This window comes from Kluyvera sp. 142486 (assembly GCF_046569695.1).
GTDB lineage: Bacteria > Pseudomonadota > Gammaproteobacteria > Enterobacterales > Enterobacteriaceae > Kluyvera.
On sequence record NZ_JBKHUI010000014.1, the window covers coordinates 1 to 16,561 of the forward strand.

Annotated in this window: 15 protein-coding genes; 10 read left to right on the forward strand and 5 right to left on the reverse strand. The window is 55.5% G+C overall.

All coding sequences use genetic code 11. The features are described from left to right. Positions 1-304 precede the first annotated feature (304 nt). From ACLGE8_RS15595 to ACLGE8_RS15605, 3 genes are read left to right on the forward strand one after another with little or no spacing between them, the layout of a single operon-like run. A complete protein-coding gene (locus ACLGE8_RS15595; protein WP_185668385.1) occupies positions 305-1,282 on the forward strand; it encodes a TRAP transporter substrate-binding protein in 978 nt (325 codons plus the stop codon). Positions 1,283-1,339: 57 nt separating this feature from the next. Next, positions 1,340-1,888, forward strand: a complete 549-nt coding sequence (locus ACLGE8_RS15600) for a TRAP transporter small permease (protein ID WP_410999782.1) — start codon at positions 1,340-1,342, stop codon at positions 1,886-1,888. Positions 1,889-1,900: 12 nt separating this feature from the next. After that, a complete protein-coding gene (locus tag ACLGE8_RS15605) occupies positions 1,901-3,190 on the forward strand; it encodes a TRAP transporter large permease (protein WP_410999784.1) in 1,290 nt (429 codons plus the stop codon). Here the strand turns inward: ACLGE8_RS15605 and ACLGE8_RS15610 are convergent. Then, positions 3,187-4,044: an AraC family transcriptional regulator gene (locus ACLGE8_RS15610; protein WP_410999786.1), complete on the reverse strand. Its 858-nt coding sequence runs from the start codon at positions 4,042-4,044 to the stop codon at positions 3,187-3,189. The genes ACLGE8_RS15605 and ACLGE8_RS15610 overlap by 4 nt on opposite strands. Positions 4,045-4,196: 152 nt before the next feature. Here ACLGE8_RS15610 and ACLGE8_RS15615 point away from each other — a divergent pair, with 152 nt between their 5' ends. From ACLGE8_RS15615 to ACLGE8_RS15625, 3 genes are all read left to right on the forward strand, one after another. Continuing rightward, on the forward strand, positions 4,197-6,035 hold the full coding sequence (locus ACLGE8_RS15615; protein WP_410999788.1) for a DUF2264 domain-containing protein: 1,839 nt from the start codon (positions 4,197-4,199) through the stop codon (positions 6,033-6,035). Between the two features lie 97 nt (positions 6,036-6,132). Beyond that, complete coding sequence (locus ACLGE8_RS15620; RefSeq protein ID WP_410999790.1) at positions 6,133-7,401, forward strand: oligosaccharide MFS transporter; 1,269 nt, start codon at positions 6,133-6,135, stop codon at positions 7,399-7,401. A 25-nt stretch (positions 7,402-7,426) separates the two neighbouring features. Continuing rightward, positions 7,427-8,617 (forward strand): glycoside hydrolase family 88 protein, encoded by a 1,191-nt coding sequence (locus ACLGE8_RS15625; protein ID WP_410999792.1) that lies wholly within the window; start codon positions 7,427-7,429, stop codon positions 8,615-8,617. Between the two features lie 106 nt (positions 8,618-8,723). On the opposite strand, the gene ACLGE8_RS15630 is transcribed toward ACLGE8_RS15625, so the two are convergent. From ACLGE8_RS15630 to qseB, 4 genes are all read right to left on the reverse strand, one after another. Beyond that, entirely contained in the window at positions 8,724-9,038 is a 315-nt protein-coding gene (locus ACLGE8_RS15630) for a putative quinol monooxygenase (RefSeq protein ID WP_395595905.1), read from the reverse strand. 30 nt (positions 9,039-9,068) lie between these two features. Next, positions 9,069-9,650, reverse strand: coding sequence for an NAD(P)H-dependent oxidoreductase (locus tag ACLGE8_RS15635; protein WP_220440988.1), 582 nt, complete (start codon positions 9,648-9,650; stop codon positions 9,069-9,071). Positions 9,651-9,755: 105 nt separating this feature from the next. Continuing rightward, complete coding sequence (qseC, locus tag ACLGE8_RS15640) at positions 9,756-11,105, reverse strand: quorum sensing histidine kinase QseC (protein ID WP_410999794.1); 1,350 nt, start codon at positions 11,103-11,105, stop codon at positions 9,756-9,758. Then, on the reverse strand, positions 11,102-11,761 hold the full coding sequence (gene qseB / locus ACLGE8_RS15645) for a quorum sensing response regulator transcription factor QseB (RefSeq protein WP_410999796.1): 660 nt from the start codon (positions 11,759-11,761) through the stop codon (positions 11,102-11,104). Before qseB ends, qseC begins: the two co-directional genes overlap by 4 nt. A 150-nt stretch (positions 11,762-11,911) precedes the next feature. On the opposite strand from qseB, the gene ACLGE8_RS15650 reads away from it, so the two are divergent. The 4 genes from ACLGE8_RS15650 (at position 11,912) to plsC (ending at position 16,538) form a co-directional block, all read left to right on the forward strand. Continuing rightward, positions 11,912-12,307: a YgiW/YdeI family stress tolerance OB fold protein gene (locus tag ACLGE8_RS15650; protein ID WP_410999798.1), complete on the forward strand. Its 396-nt coding sequence runs from the start codon at positions 11,912-11,914 to the stop codon at positions 12,305-12,307. A 74-nt stretch (positions 12,308-12,381) separates the two neighbouring features. Continuing rightward, the gene (locus tag ACLGE8_RS15655; RefSeq protein ID WP_410999800.1) at positions 12,382-13,248 is read left to right on the forward strand and encodes a GyrI-like domain-containing protein; all 867 of its coding nucleotides are present in this window, start codon (positions 12,382-12,384) and stop codon (positions 13,246-13,248) included. A 110-nt stretch (positions 13,249-13,358) separates the two neighbouring features. Further along, the gene (gene parC / locus ACLGE8_RS15660) at positions 13,359-15,617 is read left to right on the forward strand and encodes a DNA topoisomerase IV subunit A (protein WP_410999802.1); all 2,259 of its coding nucleotides are present in this window, start codon (positions 13,359-13,361) and stop codon (positions 15,615-15,617) included. A 183-nt stretch (positions 15,618-15,800) separates the two neighbouring features. Continuing rightward, a complete protein-coding gene (gene plsC, locus ACLGE8_RS15665; RefSeq protein WP_410999804.1) occupies positions 15,801-16,538 on the forward strand; it encodes a 1-acylglycerol-3-phosphate O-acyltransferase in 738 nt (245 codons plus the stop codon). The last annotated feature ends 23 nt before the right edge of the window (positions 16,539-16,561 follow it).

Below are 16,561 nucleotides of genomic sequence, written 5' to 3' on the forward strand. Positions count from 1 at the left end.
AGATCGTATGCGCCTGTTAGGGCGCGGCTGGTAAGAGAGCCTTATAGGCGCATCAGAAAAACCTCCGGCTATGCCGGAGGATATTTATTGCCTGAACCACCGCTTAATTAATCGATTCAATTCTAATTTCTACGCTATCTGAAATGCCATTTTAAAATTTGGTATGACAGGTCACAGTTTAGTTGTATGACTTCTACCATATTCTGTCGCTGGATATAAAACATACTTCTGAACATGGACGTCAATCTGTGCTGGCTATTGATTTGCATGGTGAATTTTATCTTTAATCAAAAGAGAATCGTCTATGTTAAGAAGAAAACTGGCAGTAAGCGTTTTATCTTTCTCGTTACTGATGGGGTCTGCGGCGGCGATGGCAAAAACGGTGTTCATCGCTTCAGATGTACATCCGGCTGACTATCCGACCACGGCGGCGGTGATTCACATGGGTGAAAAACTCAGCCAACAAACCGACGGGCGACTGTCCATCCGCATGTTCCCAAGCGGGCAGATGGGCGATGAAAGTACCACGCTCGAAAAAACCCGCGCGGGCGCCATTGATATCCTGCGCGTTTCCATGGCTCCGGTCGGTGGCATCCTTCCTCAGGTGAGCGTCTTCAATATGCCGTTTGTGTTCCGCGATACTGACCATCAGCACAAAGTGCTGGATGGCGATATTGGTAACACGCTGGCAAAAGAGATCTCCGACAGCAATCTCGGTCTGGTCTTCCTCGGCTGGATGGACGCAGGCTCCCGCAGCCTGATAACGAAAAAACCGATCACTAGCCTCGACGATCTGAAAGGGGTGAAGATCCGTCTGCAAAATAACCCGATCGGCCTTGATACCTTTAAAGCGCTGGGCGCGAACCCGATAGTCCTGCCGGTAGGCGATGTCTTCGCCAGCCTGCAAACCGGGGTGATCGACGCGGCGGAAAACAACGAACCGACCTTTGACACCGAAAACTACGTAGTGGCCGGGACCAAATATTTCGATCTCACCGAACACTTTATGATCCCGGAAGTGCTTGCTTTCTCGAAGCGCAAATGGAGCAAGCTCTCGGCGGACGATCAGGCGCTGATCATGAAGCTGGCGAAAGAAGCACAGGCTGAAGAACGCGTACTGTGGGCCGATTACGTGGAGAAATCCAAACAGCGTCTGCAAAGCCAGGGCGTGAAATTCCTTCCGGTCGACAAAAAACCGTTTGTCGACGCCACTGCACCGGTTCGTGAGAAATACGGTAAGCAGTTCAGCGACTTAATGCAGCAAATTCAGGACACCAAATAATCCACTTCGCGGCGGGCCAGCGTGGGCTGGTCTGCCCGTTTTGATCTGGGGATAACAATGAAAAATTACTATGTCCTGGCGATGGATGCTGTGTATCGGCTCTGTATCTGGCTGTCAGGGATCAGCCTGTTATTTATGACGTTTATCTATCTGGTGGGGATCTACGCCCGTTTCCGTCCCGATCTTCCTGCCTGGCTGGACTTTCTGCCGCACGCCTCGACCAGCTGGCCGGAGCCTCTATCTCAGATCTGTATGATCACTTTCTCCTTCGTGGGAGCGGCGGCGGCCTATCGTGCAGGTAGCCATATTGCGATCACCATGCTGGTCGATCATATCAATCCAGTGATGAAAAAAGGGTTGGCGGTGTTTGTCGATCTGGCGATGCTCGCCACCTGCCTGTTTATCATTCACTGGGGAATCATTGGCTGTATGGATGCCTGGGAGGATGTGGTGCCGTCGCTGCCGTTCCTGACCTCAGGGATTACCCATCTGCCGATCCCGCTGGGCTCGTTCTTTACGCTGCTGTTCGTCGTGGAAAAACTGCTGTGCGGTCCGCAAACGCACCGCGAACTGGTGCAGTTTGGCTCGCCGAAAGTCGGCCACTAAGGAGCGAATACCATGGACTTAACGCTGATTATCTTTGTCGTCACCTTCGTGACGCTGATGGCGATTGGTATGCCAGTGGCCTACGCTGTCGGCCTGACCGCCGTGGTGGTCACCGCCTTCGCCGATTTCTCCCTCGATGGTCTTATCATCACCATTTTCCACAGTACCGATAACGTCAACCTGCTGACCATTCCATTCTTCGTCTTTGCCGGGGCAATAATGGCAGAAGGGGGAATGGCACGACGGCTGGTGGATTTCGCCGGGCTGTTTGTCGGCTGGATCCGTGGCGGCCTGTCGCTGGTGAACATCCTTGCCTCGACGTTGTTTGGAGCGATATCCGGATCATCGGTTGCCGATACGGCCTCGATCGGATCGGTGCTGATCCCGGAAATGGAGCGCAAAGGCTACCCGCGCTCGTTCAGTGCGGTGCTGACCGCCAGCGCCTCGGTGCAGGCGATCCTCGTGCCGCCGAGCCATAACTCGGTGCTGTTTGCTATCGTGGCGAACACCGCGGCGGTCACCATTCCGGCGATGTTCCTCGCCGGGATCATCCCAACGTTGGTGCTGTGCGTGACGCTTATTGTCATGTGCCTGATTGCCGCACGTAAAAACAACTACCCGAAAGAGGAACGCGTCGAACTTAAGCGCAAGATAAAGATTGCCTCTGATGCCATTTGGGGGCTAATCACCATTGTGATTATCTCCGGCGGTATTCTCTCCGGTTTCTTCACGCCAACGGAATCAGGAGCGATCGCCTGCGTGTGGGCGATGTTCGTCACCTTCTTTGTTTATCGCGAATATAAGCTCAAGGATTTCCCTAAGCTGATTCACCGCACCATCAAAACCGTCACCATGGTGATGGTGCTGATTGCCTTCGCCGCGGCGTTTGGCTCGGTGATGACGCTGGTGGGCCTGCCGCAGGAGATCTCCGCCGCGCTGCTATCATTGTCGGACAATAAGTACGTCATCTTGTTGATTATCAACATTATGCTTTTGCTGCTGGGCTGCCTGATGGACATGGCACCGCTGATCCTGATCCTGACGCCGATCCTCCTGCCGGTAGTGGTGGCGCTCGGCATCGATCCGGTGCACTTCGGCATCATCATGATGATGAACCTGGGGATTGGCCTGATCACGCCGCCGGTGGGTTCGGTGCTGTTCGTGGCGAGCGCGGTCAGCGGGCAGAAAATTGAGACAGTAGTGAAGGCGATGATCCCGTTCTACTGCGTGCTGTTCCTGGTGCTGGTTGCCATCACCTACATTCCAATGATCTCTCTATGGCTGCCGGGGCGTTTCCACTAGGCCTGGGCGACATGGTTTTTTCGGTACTGCAAGGGGGTCTCACCGATCCCCTTTTTAAATGAGCTAATAAAGTAAGTCACCTCAGAAAACCCCACCTGGCTGGCAATCTCGCTTACCGGCTGCGCGCTGTGCAACAGTAGTTCGCAGGCGCGTCGCAGCCGAATAGTATTGAGATAATCATGAATATTTTCCCCCGTCTCGGCATGGAAGCGGCGCGACAGATAGCTACGTGATTTCCCCAATTCCTGCGCCAGCGCGTCGAGGCTAAATTTCTGCCGATAGTTCTCTTCAATCCAGAACATCACTGAACTGGCGATACCTCGCCCAGCTTCCGGCATCTTTTCCTGGGTGGGTGGCAGCATATTGAACAGCGTCATCAGCATGCAGGTGATTTGCTCGGTGCTGAGGCCGGAGGCGTTGGACATGCGGGCATACAGGCTGAACAGGTGGTCAATATGCGCGTGCTGGTCGGCCAAATCCGCCACGAACGCCGGGCGGCCGCGGGCAGAAAGTGCCTGTAAGCGCTGATGATTTTCCGGGAAGCGGCGCAGCAGCGTGGCGATAGCGTGCTGATCGACATGGATAATCGTCCGGCGGTAACTATCCTGCGCTTTTTCATCGACCATGATTTTATGCAGCGTGAACGGCGGGAAGAAAAAGAGCCTGCCGGGGCGCATGGTGTACTGGCGATTATCGACGATCACCACGCCAAACCCCTCTTCGACATAGAGAATTTCCAGACACTGATGCCAGTGCTGGTAGCGCACGGTATTGGCAAAAAGGCGGCTAAACGACGCCACGGCATCATTCAGGGTGATCAGCTCCAGATGTTCGGCGTTCCAGGACGAAGTCATGTGCAATAAATTTAAATTTTCACCGGGTTAATCTTACTACTAAACCACTGTTTTAAATTTTATCAAGCGGCGGTTCATCGAATGGTATCAGTTGTGACCGGGTTAACATTTCTCTGTCACCCCGATTCTCTATGCTTTAGCCACTTTCGAGGATGGGTAAATCAGGGGGCAGGACAGTGGCGGAAATATCAAAAATATTGTCATCACGACAGGACGTAGCGCAGACGCTGACGGCGATGCTGAGCGCTCTCGATAAACAGTTTCCCGACAACGTCGCACAGTTCTCGCTGGGTAAAACCTGCGCGCACTACAGCACGGATATCGCGGAAATGGAGGGCTTATCGAGAGCGCTTTGGGGTTTGTTCCCGCTGCTGGCGGGTGGGGAAGCGGTGCCGTTTAGCGACAAATATCTCACTGCGATTAAGCTGGGTACTGACCCGCAAAGCCCATCCTACTGGGGCGAAACCGGGCCATACGATCAGCGTCTGGTTGAGATGGCGGCTTACGGTCTCGGCTTAGCCCTGTTGCAGGACAAGCTGACCAGCCATTTCAGCGCTGCTGAACTGGAAAACCTGCACCGCTGGTTGAACCAAATCACCGATGCCCAGATGCCGGACAGCAACTGGAACTACTTCGCGATTATCGTGCAGCTGGGCTTTAAACGTGCCGGGCTGCCTTACGATCAGGCGGCTATCGACCGCCGCTTCACGATGATGGAAGCCTACTATCTTGGCGGCGGCTGGTACTCCGATGGCCCGGGTCGCCCGAAGGATTACTACATCTCGATGGCGTTCCACTTTTACGGCCTGATTTACGCCACGCTGAACGCGGACGATGACCCAGCACGCGCCGCCACGCTGCGTGAACGAGCCTGCCTGTTCGCCAAAGACTTTATCTACCTTTCCGCCGCCGACGGGGCGTCGGTGCCGTTTGGCCGCAGCTTGACCTACCGCTTCGCGATGGTGGCGTTCTGGAGCGGCGTGGCCTTTGCCGGACTTGACGTGTTCTCACCGGGCATAGTGAAAGGCATTATCCTGCGCCACCTGCGCTGGTGGCTGGATCAGCCGATTTTCGACCGCGACGGTATTCTGACGCTGGGCTTTGCCTATCCGAACCTGGCGATGTGCGAAGACTACAACTCGCCGGGCTCGCCGTACTGGGCGCTGAAGGTGTTCCTGATCATGGCGCTACCGGAGACTCATGCCTTCTGGCAGGCGGAAGAGATGCCGCTGCCGAACCTGGCACCGGTACATGTGATTGTACCCGCACAGCAAATTTTGCAGCACAGCGAAAACTCGCAGCACGTGGTGATGCTTACCTCCGGCCAGCTTGAGCTGAACAACTACGTCAACACCGAAGCCAAGTACACCAAATTTGCCTACTCCACGCGCTTTGGTTTCACCATCGAGCGGGGGCGCTACGGCATTAAGCACGCGGCCTGTGACTCGATGCTGCTGCTGTCGGATAACGACAACTACTGGCGCGGCCGCCGTGAATGCGAGAGCGTTGAGATGCTGGACGGCGCTATCTACTCGCGCTGGCTGCCGTGGCACGACGTGCAGGTCGATACCTGGCTTATCCCATGCGGTGACTGGCACGTGCGCGTTCACCGCGTGAATACGGCGCGTCGCCTGCAGACGGTGGAAGGGGGCTTTGCGGTGATGAAAGCCGACGCAGAGCTTACCGTACGTCAGAGCCTGGTGAATGCTGCCAATGGTGTGAGCGCGGTGGTGGATCTCTCGCCTCACGCCGTTCGCATGGCCGACAGCGTGATTACCCCGCCCAACAGCAGCGTGATGTTTGCCGAGTGCGCGGCGATCCCGACGTTAACGGGTGAGATAGCGCCTGGCGAACACTGGCTGTGCTGCGCCGTGGTGGCAAGCGGTAACCACAATATGACGTTGCCAGCATTGCCAACGCTGCATATCGAAAATAATACGCTGAACGTGACGGATAGCGTCAGCGGGAAAATAACTACGCTGAATTTTTAACTATCCGGATAAAACAATAAACCGAAATACCTCCTGACAAACTCTGCATCAACCTGATGCAGAGTTTGTACCCCTACATCGTCTTGTCGAGGACCGTATGGAAAAACTATCGTCAACAAACAGGCTGGAATATTACAAAATAAGTTCATTTATCTTTTTATATTTCTTTACCTGGTCCGCCAGTATTGGTTTATTTGCTATCTGGCTTGGACAAAAAGCAGAACTCAGCGGCGCGGTAATTGGTACTGTGTTTGCGGTAAACGGCATATTCTCCGTTATCCTTAAACCTATTTACGGCTACATTCTCGATAAAATAGGCATGAGTAAATATCTGCTCTATTTTGTGGTGGTGATGTCCGCCCTGATGGCGCCGTTCTTTATTTATGTTTACCAACCGCTGCTGCTCTCCTACACCACCGTGGGGATTATCGTCGGTGCCATTTATCTGAGCTTCGCGTGGTATGCCGGTGTGGCGGCCTGTGAATCCTATGCCGATCGCTACAGTCGTCTGAACAGCATGGAGTTTGGTCAGATTCGTATGTGGGGCTCGCTCGGCTGGGCGGTGGCGTCGTCGTTCTCCGGCCTGCTGTTTAATATCTCTCCGGCCTATAACTTTATTCTCGGCAGCGTGGCATCGCTGGTGATGCTGGCGGTGTTAATTAGCCTGAAAGTGGATACCGAAACCAGCAACGCCAGCGCGGTTCTCTCTAAGGATAAGATTGTCCTGAAAGACGTGTTCGACCTGCTGAAAAGCGGCAAGTTCTGGGCATTCTGCCTGTATGTAGCTGGCGTGGCATGGATGATGTTCGTTGCTGAGCAGCAGTTCTCACGTTATTTCGTCACCTTCTTTAGCGATGTCCACGAAGGCAACACCATCTTTGGCCTACTGGGTACCGTGCAGTCCGGCACCGAGTTCGTGATGTATATCTTTATGCCGATGTTCGTTAACTATATCGGCGCGAAGCGCGGCCTGATCATTGTCGGGGCGCTCGTTGGCGCACGTCTGGTGATTTCTGGCCTGTGTGATTCACATCTGCTGATTTCCGTTATTAAGCCGCTGTACGGTCTGGAAATTTGTCTGCTGCTGGTATCGGTCTTTAAATATATTGCTGAGCATTTCGATAAACGCGTTAACGCCACCATGTATCTATTGGGTTATCAGGCAATGTTATATATCGGCAACGTGGTGGTCTCTTCGCCGGCAGGTTTATTATACGACCGCATTGGTTTTGAAAAGACCTATATCATCATGGGTGGAATAGCGCTGTTCTTTACGCTGATATCCGCATTCACTTTATCCGCCTGTAAACGTCAGAATCATCGCCAGCCTGCACTTGATGTGGCTGAGAATGGTATTTCTAAATAAGCCTTACTGAATCAAGGAACCGAATATGTTAAACCGTATCGTTGAGGAAACCCTGCGTGAATTTCCGGGTGCACCCGTTAATCTTCAGACGTTTAACGATGAGCTGTGCTCGGCGCGTAGCCACGTCCTTAAGCTGATTAGCCGTCATTTAACGGATTTCGGTGATAAATTTCCCGGCGAAGCCTGCGTGAACGGCTACTATCCGCTCACCGAAAACGTCGAGTGGACGACCAGTTTCTGGACCGGGCAGTTGTGGCTGGCCTGGGAGATGACCGGCGAGGAGAAATACCGGGCGTTGGCGGAAAAACACGTGCGCTCGTTCGGCCTGCGTATTGCGGGGCGTTGCGACACTAATACGCACGACCTGGGCTTCCTGTACACGCTCTCCTGCGTGTCGGCGTGGCGCTTAACCGGCAATCGCGATGCGCGCGGCTTCTCATTGCAGGCGGCGGAAGCGCTGCTGGAGCGCTTCCATCGTAAAGCGGAAATTATCCAGGCCTGGGGCGTGTTAACCGACCCGGAACAGGCCGGGCGTATGATTATCGACTGCACCATGAACCTGCCTCTGCTCTACTGGGCGACGGAACAGACCGGCGATCCGCGATTTGCGGATGCCGCGCGCGCCCACGTGCGCCAGTCGGCGAAATATCTGGTGCGTGAAGATGCTTCGACCTACCACACCTACTATATGGACGTGCAGACCGGCGCGCCGCGCTTTGGCAAAACCCAGCAGGGCTATGCCGACGACTCCTGCTGGTCGCGCGGGCAGGCGTGGGGCATTTACGGCTTTATGCTGAGCTTCCTGTATACCGGCGATAAAGAGCTGATTAGCCTGTCGAAAAAGCTGGCGAACTACTTCCTCAACCGCCTGCCGGAAGACTCTGTCTGTCATTGGGATCTGGCGCTGGTGGGCACCGACGCGCTGCGTGACTCATCGTCGGCAGCTATTGCGGTGTGCGGCCTGCTGGAACTGGTGAAGCATCTGCCAACCACCGATCCGGACCGTGAGCGCTATCAGCAGTGGGCGATGGGGATGATGTCGTCGCTGTCGAAACACTATTTGATGGGCGTGGACGAACCGGGCACCGGCGTGCTGAAACACTCGGTTTATCACTTCGCCAGCGATAAGGGCGTGGATGAGTGCTGTAGCTGGGGAGATTATTTCTATGTGGAAGCGCTGGTGCGAATGACGCAGAGCTGGAAGCTGTATTGGTAAATGGCTATTGCCCGGTGGCACTGCGCTTACCGGGCCTATATTTAACTACGTTGGTTTTGTAGGCCGGGTAAGCTCAGCGCCACCCGGCACATCACGGCAGCGAAACTTAAACGCCCGATTCCAGAATACGAATCGTTGTATCCAGCACGTCGCCTTTCACCGCTTCGCTCCAGGCTTTCATGTGCGGCGTCTGCAGGTGCGCTTCAAGGTGCGCCACGCTTTCCCACACTTCAACCATCACGATAGAGTCAGGTGCCGTGGTCTGGAAGCTCACGTTTGCGGCGTGATCCACCATCGGCGCGTAGCCGTGGCAGCCATCTTCTTTCAGCACGGTTGGGATAATTTTGGTGAACTGATCCAGCACCGCCTGACGGTGATGTTGTCCTGGACGAGTACGGATTTCAGCAATAATGGTCAACATGATTAACTCCTTCTAATTCCAGGCTAACAGTTAAGCAAAAATCTTCCCAAGATGCTCGCGGTATTCTGCAACATAACGTGGAACGTCAGGCATTTTAATCACGTCGTTGGTGATAAAGGTTGGCAGCGCTTCCATTCCCAGGAACTGGTTGGCTTTGTGGAACGGCAGGTAAACACCGTCAACGCCCACACCGTGGAAGAACTGATCTTTATCGGTAAAGGCTTCCATCGGTGCGTTCCAGGTCAGGGACAGCATGTAGGTTTTGCCCTGAATCAGGCCGCCGGAACCATATTTTTTGCTGGCGTCGGAGCGGGTGCGGCCATCGCTGGCGTACAGAGAACCGTGACCTTCGGTGAACACGTCATCGATATATTTTTTCACGGTCCACGGCGCGCCCATCCACCAGCCTGGCATCTGCCAGATAACGGTGTCGGCCCACAGGAAGTTCTGTACTTCGGCTTTTACGTCATAGTCGCCGTCCGCGCGAACCACTTTAACATCATGCCCGAGGTCGCGCAGGTAGGTCTCCGCGACTTCAGTCAGGGTGTCGTTCAGCTGGCCGTTAGAATGGCCGAATTTTTTCGCACCGTTAACAATCAGAATGTTGCTCATTATAAATCCTCAAAAGTTGGCTTTTGAGGGGCATGATACTCGCCTTGCTGGAACGATTAAATGTGCAAAATGTGCAAAGTCTTTTGCTGAATTAGCAATAATTCACTACCCACGAATCCTAACCTCAAAGCCGCCGCCAGGGGCGTTAGCAAACGTCGCCGTCATGCCATGTAGCGTCGCGATGCGCTGCACAATCGACAGCCCAAGCCCGCTGCCGGTTTCATCCTGCCCCGGCGGGCGATAGAAGCGTTCGCCGATGCGCGCCAGCGCCTCCGGGCTGATGCCCGGCCCGTTATCGCGGACGCTGAAACCGTGGCTGTCGAGCGTTACGTCAACGATGCTACCCGACGGGCTGTAGCGCACGGCGTTATCCAGCAGATTACGCACCAGCAGGCTCATCAGCAGCGGTTGGGCGGTGCGCGTGACCTGCTGCGCGTTCAGGTGCAAGCGGATCTCAATACCTGCTTTTTGCGCGGTGTGGTAGATGTCCATTACCGAGGATTGCAACAGATCGCCGAGATTCACCGGCTGTACGTCCGCCAGTTGTTCCAGCGAATCGAGGCGGGAGAGCGTCAGCAACTGCTCAACCAGGCGCGTGGCGCGGTCAATACCGGCATGCAGCTGCATCAGCGCCTTTTGCTGGCTTTCCGGGTCATCCTGCGACAGTTGCGCCACTTCGGCCTGCACCCGCAGTGCGGTGAGCGGGCTGCGCAGTTCATGGGCGGCATCGGAGGTAAAGCGCCGCTCGCGGGTCATCATATCGTGGGTTTTGCGGAACAGCTGATTTAGCGCGTCCAGCATCGGACGGACTTCGTTCGGCACGCCGTGGGTATCCAGCGGCTCGCCGGAGTCCGGGTGGCGCTGGCGCAGGGTACGGGTTAATTTTTTCAGCGGCGCCAGCTCGCGGCTAATCAACAGAATCAGCAGCAAAAAGGTCACCGGCAGGGCAATCAGCCACGGTGTCAGCTGGCTGGTGATGATATCCAGCGCCATCTCCTGGCGGTAGTCCCACTCCTGGCCGACCACGATGCGGTATTTTTTATCCGCGGTGGTCAGCCACAAAAAGCGCCAACTGTCGTCATCGTTGCTCAGCGGGCCATCGTCAAAACCTTCGCGGCGATAGTTATAGGGGATGTACGGCCCGTTCTCACCGTCGTGCAGCACCATTTTGCCGTCGATGGTATAGATGGCGAACGCCAGCGCATCTTCATCAAGATGCCCGTGTTTAACCTTCTTCGGCGCGCGTATCCACTGGCGTGAGGCGGGCAGGTCGGCGAAATCCATTGCGCTGATGCGTTTGGCAAACAGCATTTGCTGGGTATCGAACAGCTTATCCAGCTTATCGGTGGTTTGCTTCCAGGCGATGACGCTGGCAAAACACCAGGCCACGGCGGAGAGCAGCATAAACAGCAGCGTCAGACGAACGCGCAGGCTCAAGCGGCGGAACAGGTTCATTGGTCACCCAACGTGTAGCCGATACCGTGAACGGTGCGGATAAAATGGCTGCCGAGCTTGCGGCGCAGGTGGTGAACGTGCACTTCAATGGCGTTGCTGGTGACCTCTTCATCCCAACTGTAGAGCTTCTCTTCGATAAGCTTGCGCGGCAGCACGCGTCCGGCGTTGCGCAGCAGCAGTTCCAGCAGGGCAAATTCTTTTGGCTTCAGCGCCAGCGGTTCATTGTTAAAGGTGGCGGTCAGGCTACTCGGGTCGAGTTCCACGTCGCCGTGGCGCAGTATGCTGGTGGGTTGGCCGTGAGCGCGGCGAATCAACGCTTCCAGTCGAGCGGCCACTTCAATCAGGGCGAACGGTTTGCAGAGGTAGTCATCAGCGCCTAAACGCAGCCCTTCGACGCGCTGGCTCAGCGCATCGCGGGCGGTAAGAATGAGCACCGGCTCGCGGCGGGATTTTTCTCGCCACTCGCGCAGAATATCCAGCCCGTCGATGCCAGGCAGCGTCAGGTCAAGGATCACCGCGTCGTAAGGGGCGCTGTAGAGCGCAATTTTGCCTTCTTCACCGCGGGTAAACCAGTCGATGCTAAAGCCCATTTTTCCGAGCCCGGTTTTGATGCCGTCGCCGATAAGCTTGTCGTCTTCCACTAATAAAATGCGCATCCGCCACTCCATGCCTGCTACTCTGTATGCCAAGTAAAGCGCGCCTTTACTGCCTATGTACAGCAATAATAAATCTTTTTTCCCCTTAAGAAGTTGTTAAGAATTGGCAGGTGTAATAGTGCTCATACACCACAAAAGGGAGAACAAATCATGAAGAAACTTGCTGCTATCGCCGCTATCCTGGCTCTGGCTTCTGCACCGGCATTTGCCGCCACTCAGGGCGGATTTTCCGGCCCGTCCAGCACCACGACGACGCAGGCCGGCGGCTTCGTGGGCCCTAACGGCACCGTGACCACCGCGGCGAACGCCAAAACCATGCGTGATGACACCTGGGTAACGCTTCGTGGGAACATCATTGAGCGCGTTTCCGACGACCTGTATATTTTTAAAGATGCCAGCGGCACCGTAAATGTGGATATTGACCACAAACGCTGGAACGGCCAGACCATCACCCCGCAGGATGTGGTTGAAATCCAGGGCGAAGTGGATAAAGACTGGAACTCCGTTGAAATCGACGTGAAGCAGATCCGCAAAGTGAATCCTTAATCCCTTAAAACTGCGCAAGATCGGTCAGGATCCACTGCGGCCAGCTGGGCAGAATGTCCCGCAAGGAGGCAGTGATGAGTGACTTATTAAGCGCGGCTTATTCCGAACGCCTGCGGCGCGTTTGCGACCACATTGAGCGTCATCTGGATGAGCCTCTCTCGCTTGAGGCATTAAGCCGGATGGCGCACAGTTCGCCATTTCATTTCCATCGGCAATTTACCGCCTGGAGCGGCCTGCCGCTGTATCGCTATATCCAATGGTTACGTCTGCGCCGCGCCTCGTGGCGGCTGGCGTTTAACCCGCAGGATAAGGTTATCGATATTGCGCTGGATGCCGGGTTTCAGAACCCGGAGTCGTTCACTCGTGCCTTTAAAACCGCGTTTGGTCAAAGCCCGCGTCAGTTTCGTCAAAAACCGGACTGGGCGGCCTGGCACCAGCGCGTTCCTAAACTGGCTTTACAGGAGCAGCACGTAATGGACGTGAAAATCGTTGAATTTCCGCAAACCAACGTCGCCATGTTGACCCATCAGGGGCATCCGGATCGGGTGAACGACAGCGCGGCAACCTTTATTGAATGGCGACGCACCACCGGGCTTTCGCCGGTGGCGAGCAGCCAGACCTACGGCATTGCCTGGCACGACCCGCAGACCACGCCGCCGGAGCAGTTTCGTTTTGATATCTGCGGTAGCGTCGCTGAACCGATAGCGGAGAACGCGTTTGGCGTGGTCAACGCTGAGATTCCCGGCGGGCGCTGCGCGGTGGTGCGCCATCAGGGATCGCTGGATTCATTGTCTGATAGCGTCTGGTATTTGTTCCGCGAGTGGCTGCCGGGCAGCGGCGAGACACCGCGCGACTTCCCGGTCTTTTTCCACTACCTCAACTTTGTCCATGAGGTGCCGGAACATGCGCTGCTGACGGATATTTATTTACCGCTTCGTTAACCGGCTCCCAACCTCTCTCACGGTTTGTGACTCAGACCGTGAGATAGGGTATTATCTGCGGCAATATTGCCGTCCGAACGGTCAGCATGCAGATTGAGGATCCACTGTTAATGAGCGATATGGCAGAGCGCCTTGCGCTACATGAATTTACGGAAAACGCCTACTTAAACTACTCCATGTACGTCATCATGGATCGCGCGTTGCCGTTTATTGGCGATGGCCTGAAACCGGTACAGCGCCGCATTGTTTACGCAATGTCGGAACTGGGGTTGAACGCCACCGCGAAATTTAAAAAATCCGCCCGTACCGTCGGTGACGTACTGGGTAAGTACCATCCGCACGGCGATAGCGCCTGTTACGAAGCGATGGTGCTGATGGCGCAGCCGTTCTCTTACCGTTACCCGCTGGTCGATGGCCAGGGGAACTGGGGGGCACCGGACGATCCGAAATCGTTCGCGGCGATGCGTTATACCGAATCCCGCCTGTCAAAATATTCCGAGCTGCTGTTAAGCGAGCTGGGGCAGGGCACGGCTGATTGGGTGCCGAACTTTGACGGCACCATGCAGGAGCCGAAAATGCTGCCTGCGCGCCTGCCTAACATCCTGCTGAACGGCACCACCGGCATCGCTGTCGGTATGGCGACGGACATTCCGCCGCACAACCTGCGCGAAGTGGCAAAAGCCGCGATTACCCTGATTGAAAAACCGCAGACCACGCTCGACGAGGTGCTGGATATTGTTCAGGGCCCGGACTACCCGACCGAGGCGGAAATCATCACCTCGCGCGCGGAAATCCGCAAAATTTACCAGAACGGCCGTGGTTCCGTGCGCATGCGCGCGGTGTGGAATAAAGAAGACGGCGCGGTGGTGATTACCGCACTGCCACACCAGGTTTCCGGCGCCAAAGTGCTGGAACAGATAGCCGCTCAGATGCGTAATAAAAAGCTGCCGATGGTCGATGACCTGCGCGACGAATCCGACCATGAAAACCCGACCCGTCTGGTTATCGTGCCGCGTTCCAACCGCGTGGACATGGATCAGGTGATGAACCATCTGTTCGCCACCACCGATCTGGAAAAGAGCTACCGCATCAACCTGAACATGATCGGGCTGGATGGTCGCCCGGCGGTGAAAAACCTGCTGGAGATCCTCACCGAATGGCTGGCGTTCCGCCGCGACACCGTCCGTCGTCGCCTGAACTACCGCCTCGAGAAAGTGCTTAAACGCCTGCATATCCTCGAAGGTTTGCTGGTGGCATTCCTCAACATCGATGAAGTTATCGAGATTATCCGTCACGAAGATGAGCCGAAGCCGGCGCTGATGTCGCGCTTTGGTATCAGCGAAACTCAGGCGGAAGCGATCCTCGAGCTGAAATTGCGCCACCTGGCGAAGCTCGAAGAGATGAAGATCCGCGGCGAGCAGGATGATTTAGCCAAAGAGCGCGATCATCTGCAGGCGATCCTGGCGTCTGAACGTAAGATGAGCAACCTGCTGAAGAAAGAGCTGCAGGCCGATGCCGAAGCCTTTGGCGACGATCGTCGTTCTCCGCTGCGCGAGCGCGAAGAAGCGAAAGCGATGAGCGACCATGACATGCTGCCGTCCGAACCGGTGACCATCGTGCTGTCGCAGATGGGCTGGGTTCGTAGCGCGAAAGGCCATGATATTGATGCTCAGGGGTTGAACTATAAATCCGGCGATAGCTGGAAATCGTCGGTGAAAGGCAAGAGCAACCAGCCGGTGGTGTTTATTGATACCACCGGCCGCAGCTACGCCATCGACCCGATTACGCTGCCGTCCGCCCGTGGGCAAGGCGAGCCGCTGACCGGCAAGCTGACGCTGCCGCCGGGCGCAACCGTCGAGCACATGCTGATGGAAGGTGATGAGACCAAACTGCTGATGGCTTCCGATGCGGGCTACGGTTTCCTGTGTACCTTCAACGACCTGGTCGCGCGTAACCGTGCCGGTAAAACGCTGATTTCACTGCCGGATAACGCGCACGTCATGCCGCCAGTGGTGATAGAAGACGAAAGCGATATGCTGCTGGCGATCACTGCGGCTGGCCGTATGCTGATGTTCCCGCTGAGCGACCTGCCGCAGCTGTCGAAAGGTAAGGGCAACAAGATTATCAACATCCCGTCGGCGGAAGCCGCCAGCGGTGTCGATAGCCTGGCGCACCTTTACGTGCTGCCGCCGCAAAGCACGCTGACCTTCCACGTGGGTAAACGTAAGATCAAACTGCGCCCGGAAGAGCTGCAAAAAGTGACGGGTGAACGCGGTCGTCGCGGTACCCTGATGCGCGGCCTGCAAAAAATCGATCGCGTTGAGATTGATTCACCGCAGCGCGCCTCGGTGGGCGACAGCGAAGAGTAATTATCTTCCCCCGTCGTCAGGCGGGGGAAAAATTACCGTGAAACCGTTGTTAATTCAGCCGTTGCGATTAACAATACCCCTTTGCAGGGGTCTGCAAGTAACAAAGCCCTGTCCGGTCTATATATCCTGTCAGCACCCGTCTGATCGGTATCATTCTAAGTGGTTCAGGGTTCAGAGGACGCTATGCTATTTATTTTACGTGTCATTATTGTCGTCATTTATTGCATCCTGGTATGCATCTTTGGCTGCATCTATTGCCTGTTCAGCCCGCGTAACCCAAAACACGTCGCCACCTTTGGCCATATGTTTGGCCGTATGGCGCCGGTGTTCGGTTTAAAGGTGGAAACCCGCAAACCGGCTGACGCGGAGCGCTATGGCAACGCGATTTATATCGCCAACCACCAGAACAACTACGATATGGTGACGGCGGCGAATATCGTCCAGCCGCCAACCGTGACGGTCGGTAAAAAGAGCCTGGTGTGGGTGCCGTTCTTTGGTCTGCTGTACTGGCTGACCGGCAACCTGCTGATCGACCGTAACAACCGAGCGAAAGCGCACAGTACCATTGCCGAAGTGGCAGATGCCTTTAAGAAACGCAAAATCTCTATCTGGATGTTCCCGGAAGGTACCCGCAGCCGCGGCCGCGGCCTGCTGCCGTTTAAAACCGGCGCGTTTCACGCCGCTATCGCCGCCGGAGTGCCAATTATCCCGGTGTGTGTGTCGAATACCTCCAATAAGATTAAACTCAACCGCTGGAATAATGGTCTGGTGATTGTGGAAATGCTGGAGCCAATCGACACCAGCGCTTGGGGTAAAGATCAGGTTCGCGACCTGGCAAAACACTGCCGTGAAGTAATGAAGACCAAAATAGACGAGCTGGACCAGGAAGTGGCCCAGCGTGAGTCTGCGGGTAAAGCGTAATTTCTGCTGACGGCGCGGGTGAA

What these genes read in the sequence shown, in the direction of transcription:
- ACLGE8_RS15635 (WP_220440988.1), bottom strand. Translation starts at nt 9,650, where the DNA reads ATGAGCAACATTCTGATTGTTAACGGTGCGAAAAAATTCGGCCATTCT.
- ACLGE8_RS15610 (WP_410999786.1), bottom strand. Translation starts at nt 4,044, where the DNA reads ATGACTTCGTCCTGGAACGCCGAACATCTGGAGCTGATCACCCTGAAT.
- qseB (WP_410999796.1), bottom strand. Translation starts at nt 11,761, where the DNA reads ATGCGCATTTTATTAGTGGAAGACGACAAGCTTATCGGCGACGGCATC.
- parC (WP_410999802.1), top strand. Translation starts at nt 13,359, where the DNA reads ATGAGCGATATGGCAGAGCGCCTTGCGCTACATGAATTTACGGAAAAC.
- plsC (WP_410999804.1), top strand. Translation starts at nt 15,801, where the DNA reads ATGCTATTTATTTTACGTGTCATTATTGTCGTCATTTATTGCATCCTG.
- ACLGE8_RS15620 (WP_410999790.1), top strand. Translation starts at nt 6,133, where the DNA reads ATGGAAAAACTATCGTCAACAAACAGGCTGGAATATTACAAAATAAGT.
- ACLGE8_RS15625 (WP_410999792.1), top strand. Translation starts at nt 7,427, where the DNA reads ATGTTAAACCGTATCGTTGAGGAAACCCTGCGTGAATTTCCGGGTGCA.
- ACLGE8_RS15605 (WP_410999784.1), top strand. Translation starts at nt 1,901, where the DNA reads ATGGACTTAACGCTGATTATCTTTGTCGTCACCTTCGTGACGCTGATG.
- ACLGE8_RS15655 (WP_410999800.1), top strand. Translation starts at nt 12,382, where the DNA reads ATGAGTGACTTATTAAGCGCGGCTTATTCCGAACGCCTGCGGCGCGTT.
- ACLGE8_RS15615 (WP_410999788.1), top strand. Translation starts at nt 4,197, where the DNA reads ATGGGTAAATCAGGGGGCAGGACAGTGGCGGAAATATCAAAAATATTG.
- ACLGE8_RS15630 (WP_395595905.1), bottom strand. Translation starts at nt 9,038, where the DNA reads ATGTTGACCATTATTGCTGAAATCCGTACTCGTCCAGGACAACATCAC.
- qseC (WP_410999794.1), bottom strand. Translation starts at nt 11,105, where the DNA reads ATGAACCTGTTCCGCCGCTTGAGCCTGCGCGTTCGTCTGACGCTGCTG.
- ACLGE8_RS15650 (WP_410999798.1), top strand. Translation starts at nt 11,912, where the DNA reads ATGAAGAAACTTGCTGCTATCGCCGCTATCCTGGCTCTGGCTTCTGCA.
- ACLGE8_RS15600 (WP_410999782.1), top strand. Translation starts at nt 1,340, where the DNA reads ATGAAAAATTACTATGTCCTGGCGATGGATGCTGTGTATCGGCTCTGT.
- ACLGE8_RS15595 (WP_185668385.1), top strand. Translation starts at nt 305, where the DNA reads ATGTTAAGAAGAAAACTGGCAGTAAGCGTTTTATCTTTCTCGTTACTG.